Annotated in this window: 4 protein-coding genes and 1 pseudogene; 2 read left to right on the top strand and 3 right to left on the bottom strand. The window is 44.6% G+C overall.

What is annotated here, in order from left to right; genetic code table 11:
• Positions 1–274: pseudogene (locus tag H6S82_RS22275) on the top strand (alpha-amylase); the annotation flags it as partial.
• 184 nt (positions 275–458) lie between these two features.
• Here H6S82_RS22275 and H6S82_RS22270 read toward each other — a convergent pair.
• The 3 genes from H6S82_RS22270 to H6S82_RS22260 all read right to left on the bottom strand — a co-directional run bounded on the left by H6S82_RS22270 (position 459) and on the right by H6S82_RS22260 (position 2,586).
• Entirely contained in the window at positions 459–860 is a 402-nt protein-coding gene (locus H6S82_RS22270) for a fasciclin domain-containing protein (RefSeq protein ID WP_190463966.1), read from the bottom strand.
• A 50-nt stretch (positions 861–910) separates the two neighbouring features.
• A complete protein-coding gene (locus tag H6S82_RS22265) occupies positions 911–1,327 on the bottom strand; it encodes a fasciclin domain-containing protein (protein ID WP_190463967.1) in 417 nt (138 codons plus the stop codon).
• A gap of 278 nt (positions 1,328–1,605) precedes the next feature.
• Positions 1,606–2,586: an ABC transporter ATP-binding protein gene (locus H6S82_RS22260; RefSeq protein WP_190463968.1), complete on the bottom strand. Its 981-nt coding sequence runs from the start codon at positions 2,584–2,586 to the stop codon at positions 1,606–1,608.
• 182 nt (positions 2,587–2,768) lie between these two features.
• Here H6S82_RS22260 and H6S82_RS22255 point away from each other — a divergent pair.
• Positions 2,769–3,976 (top strand): alanine--tRNA ligase-related protein (locus H6S82_RS22255; protein WP_242057069.1); only part of this gene is annotated, 1,208 nt, incomplete at its 3' end.

Genomic DNA, 3,976 nt, shown 5'->3' with positions numbered 1-3,976 from the left:
CCTCCGCACCGGTTACTATCACATTTTATATGCAGAGGGAACAGTTTATGTGTTCGATCGCATTCTGGGAAATGAGGAATTAATTATTGCCGTTAATGTCGGTACAGCACCTGCACAAGCCAGCTTTGAAGTAACTGGTTTGCAATCTCAACCCAGCCAGTTATTGTACGGTGACTGCGAGGTATCCTGGAGCAACGACGAAGAAAAATCCAACCAACTAACGTTGAATATTCCCCCTCGTACAGGCTGTATATTGGGAGAAGAGAGGGGCTAGGGACTAGGGGTTAGGGGTTAGGGAAGAGGGAAGAGGGAGAGGGAAAAGGGAAGAGGGAAGAGGAGGAATTTTTGAATGATTGACTTTCCCTAACCCCTAACCCCTAATCCCTAACCCCTTTTTGAATTTTGACTTTTGACTTCCCCTCTCCCCCTCTGCCATACCATAGTAAGCACGAAAATCCCTATTGCGGAACCAAGACGGTATCAATAACGTGAATAACACCGTTGTCAGCTTCGATATCGGATTTCACAACAGTAGCATCACCGACCTTGACGCCATTAGAGGTATCAATCTTGAGGTCTGAACCTTCAAATGTAGTAGCCTTGTCCAGATTCATCACATCTTTAGACATCACTTTGCCTTCGAGGACATGATAAGTCAGAATCTTTGTTAATTGAGGAATATCTCCCAGAAGTTTGTCTATAGTTCCTGTTGGTAGGTGGGCAAAAGCTTCATCGGTCGGCGCAAATACGGTGAAAGGGCCAGTACTTTTGAGAGTATCTACCAAACCAGCTGCCTTAACCGCCTCTACCAAAGTGTTGAAAGAACCGTTTCTAACGGCGGTATCTACAATGTCTGCCATGTATTTTACCTGTTTAATAAATTTCGGAATTAATGCAAGCTTTGGTGCAGTTAATGACCGGCAACTAATGCAGGCATCAACACGGTATCGATAACGTGAATAACGCCGTTGTCGGCAAGAATATCTTGTTGAAGCACTTTGGCATCATTCACTTTTACGCCGTCTGAGTTGTCAATTGCGATTATCGAGCCCTCAAGTGTGGGAGCTTCATCTATCTGAAGGAGGTCATCAGACCTAACATCCCCAGGCACGACATGATATGCCACAATTTTCTTGAGCTTGGGAATATCTTCCATCCAGGAAGCTATCGTGGTAGCTGGAATTTTGGCAAATGCTTCATCGGTCGGTGCAAAAAGTGCCAAGGAGCCAGGACTCTTGAGAGCGTCTAACAAACCAGCGGCTTCCACTACAGTCAGCAAAGTTTTGAAAGAACCGACGCTAGCAGCAGTCTCAACTAAATCAGCCATGTGTTTTCCTTTAATGAGTTATGCCATTAATGAATAGCAATAGGAAAAGTCATGCTGCATCTTTCAAGAGTTTGAGATGAAGAAGCTATAGCTAGGGGCTAGGGGCTAGGGGCTAGGGGCTAGGGAAGAGGAAAAATAGAAGAGGGAAGAGGGAAAAGGGAAGAGGGAAAAGGGAAAAGAGAAAAGATTTATTCTCCCGCTCCCTCACTCCCCCACTCCCTCTTCCCTCTCCCTCTTCCCCTAGCCCCGACGCCCTAACCCCTAGCCCCTGTACTGGCTCAACTGCTGGCAACAAAGCCCCGCTGTCGCAGCTGCTGCATGAAAAAGTCTTCCAGTGAGGGGCGGGCTAAATTTAAAGAAATTATTTGTGCCTGCATCGCGTTTATACTGGCGACAAAATCCTGTAGTTCGCCCTGTAAATGACCTTTCCAGCTGTTTTCTTCAAAGTCTAAGTCTGGTATCCATTTTTTAAGAACTTCCGAGTTACCGCCTTTGCCTTTGACGTAGTATAAGTCTGCGGTGCCTAGCAGTTCATCCAAAGAGCCGATGCAAATTAATTCGCCTTGGGCTAATATGGCGATGCGATCGCAGATCATCTCCACATCCGACAATACGTGAGAGTTGAAAAAAATCGTCTTGCCCTGTTCTTTGAGCGATAAAATAATCTCGCGGATTTGGTAGCGCCCCATCGGATCGAGTCCTGACATCGGCTCATCCAGAAACACCAATTCCGGATCGTTGATTAATGCTTGCGCCATCCCGATACGTTGCATCATCCCTTTGGAATATTGACGCAATTGTTTTTTCTTAGCAGCTGACTGGGCAAGTCCTACCATATCTAACAGTAGGGGGATGCGCTCTTTTTGTACCGACTCCGGGATTTCAAATAATCCGGCTGTCATCTGCAAAAATTCCCAGCCGGTGAGGTTGTCGTAGTAATAAGCATTTTCTGGCAGATAACCGATGCGTTGTTTGACGGTGCGATCGCCCAACGGTTCTCCCAAAATTGTCGCACGTCCGGAAGTCGGACGCACAATACCCAGCAGCGTTTTGAGCAGTGTAGTTTTTCCCGCACCATTTTGACCCAAAAGCCCGAAAGTTTCGCCTTTATAGACTGTGAGCGTACAGTTTTTCAGCGATTCGATTTTCTGGTTAAGCCAGAAGCCAGTAAGGTAGGTTTTGCTTAGCTCATAGGTTTGCACGACCGGCTCGCGTCCAAGGACAATGGCTCCTTCTGGGGAATCTTCAACGAAAGTCATAGGAGTTCGGCTATATACGGTAACTGAGTGTGATTATTCATTATTTTGCAACGATCGTCTTTCCGATAATACGGGACAATTGCCAGCGTTTCTCGTCTCCAGTTAAAATTTCAGCATTCTAGGTGCGATCGTACCAACATCTAATTTGACTCATTTTTAGATAATTTTCACCATGTTTAGTTATGAATAGCAACCAAATCAGACAAAAATTTCTTTCATTTTATGCTGCTAGAGGTCATCAGATTTTACCCACAGAATCTTTGGTTGCTAACTCTCCCGATTTAATGTTCCAAACTAATCTTTGGACATTGCCATTTCATCCAATTTCTCTGGGACAGCGATACTCGCCATCGAATCATTCTACAATTTTGCAAAAGCATATTTCTCCCAATTTGACTGTTCTTACCGAGCGCCATCTTACCTTTTTCGAGATCTTGGGTAATTGCGGCAACTATTCTCAAGAACAGGCATTAAGTTGGGCTTGGGAACTTTGCACGGAAGTTTATCAACTGCCACCGGAGCGATTGGTGGTAAGTGTACGTATAAATGATACTGAAACCTTTGCCATCTGGCGCGATCGCATTGGCGTACCCGAACACCGAATTATTTTCAGCAACCAGAATTTTTGGCGCACTCGTCCGCACGGTCACTGCGGTCGCAACACCCGCATTCACTACGATTTTTACCCAGAACGAGGCTATCAATCGGTTGCATCAGAAGAGGATATCCAATTTCAATCTAAAGATAAAGAATACTACGATCGCCCGGACACGCTTCATTACCTTTTACCAGAGGAAGATTTGCGATTTCTCAGCTTTTACCATCTGGTTTTGATGGAATTTGATACCGAAAAGTATGTCAATAAGCTAATTCCACTTCAGCGTAATTATATAGATGCGGGTCTAGCTGTAGAAAAGCTAGCAGTTATTCTTCAAGAAGTATCTAACTTCTATGAGACTGACTTAATATTTCCCATCATTGAAACTGTTGCTGAAGTTGCTGGAGTTGATTACGAGCGAGCCGATGCCTGGACTAAGATTTGTTTAAAAGTAATTGCCGATCAAATACGTGCAGCTGTGTACTTGAGCGCCGATTGTGTCCCTAAACCGCCACATTTCTGGAACCATCCTATCCGTAAGCAAATTAAAATATGGTTAATGCGTGTAGTATTGCACGCACAACTGTTAGGCATTGAACATCCTTTTGTGAAATTGCCGATCGCTACTACCATCACTTTAGGAGAAAAATTTTATCCCCTTTTGCGACAACAACAAAATGAAATTACCGCCTTCCTACAAGACGAAGAATCTTACTGTTGGAAACAACTCCAAACCGCACGAGAAAAAGGTATTGTTACTGGCCGAACGATCGAGCAATTTTTCCACACCTA

Source organism: Planktothrix sp. FACHB-1355, from assembly GCF_014748295.1.
Lineage (GTDB): Bacteria > Cyanobacteriota > Cyanobacteriia > Cyanobacteriales > Aerosakkonemataceae > Aerosakkonema > Aerosakkonema funiforme_A.
Note: the sequence above shows the minus strand (reverse complement) of the source record. Positions and strands in the feature narration are given on the sequence as shown.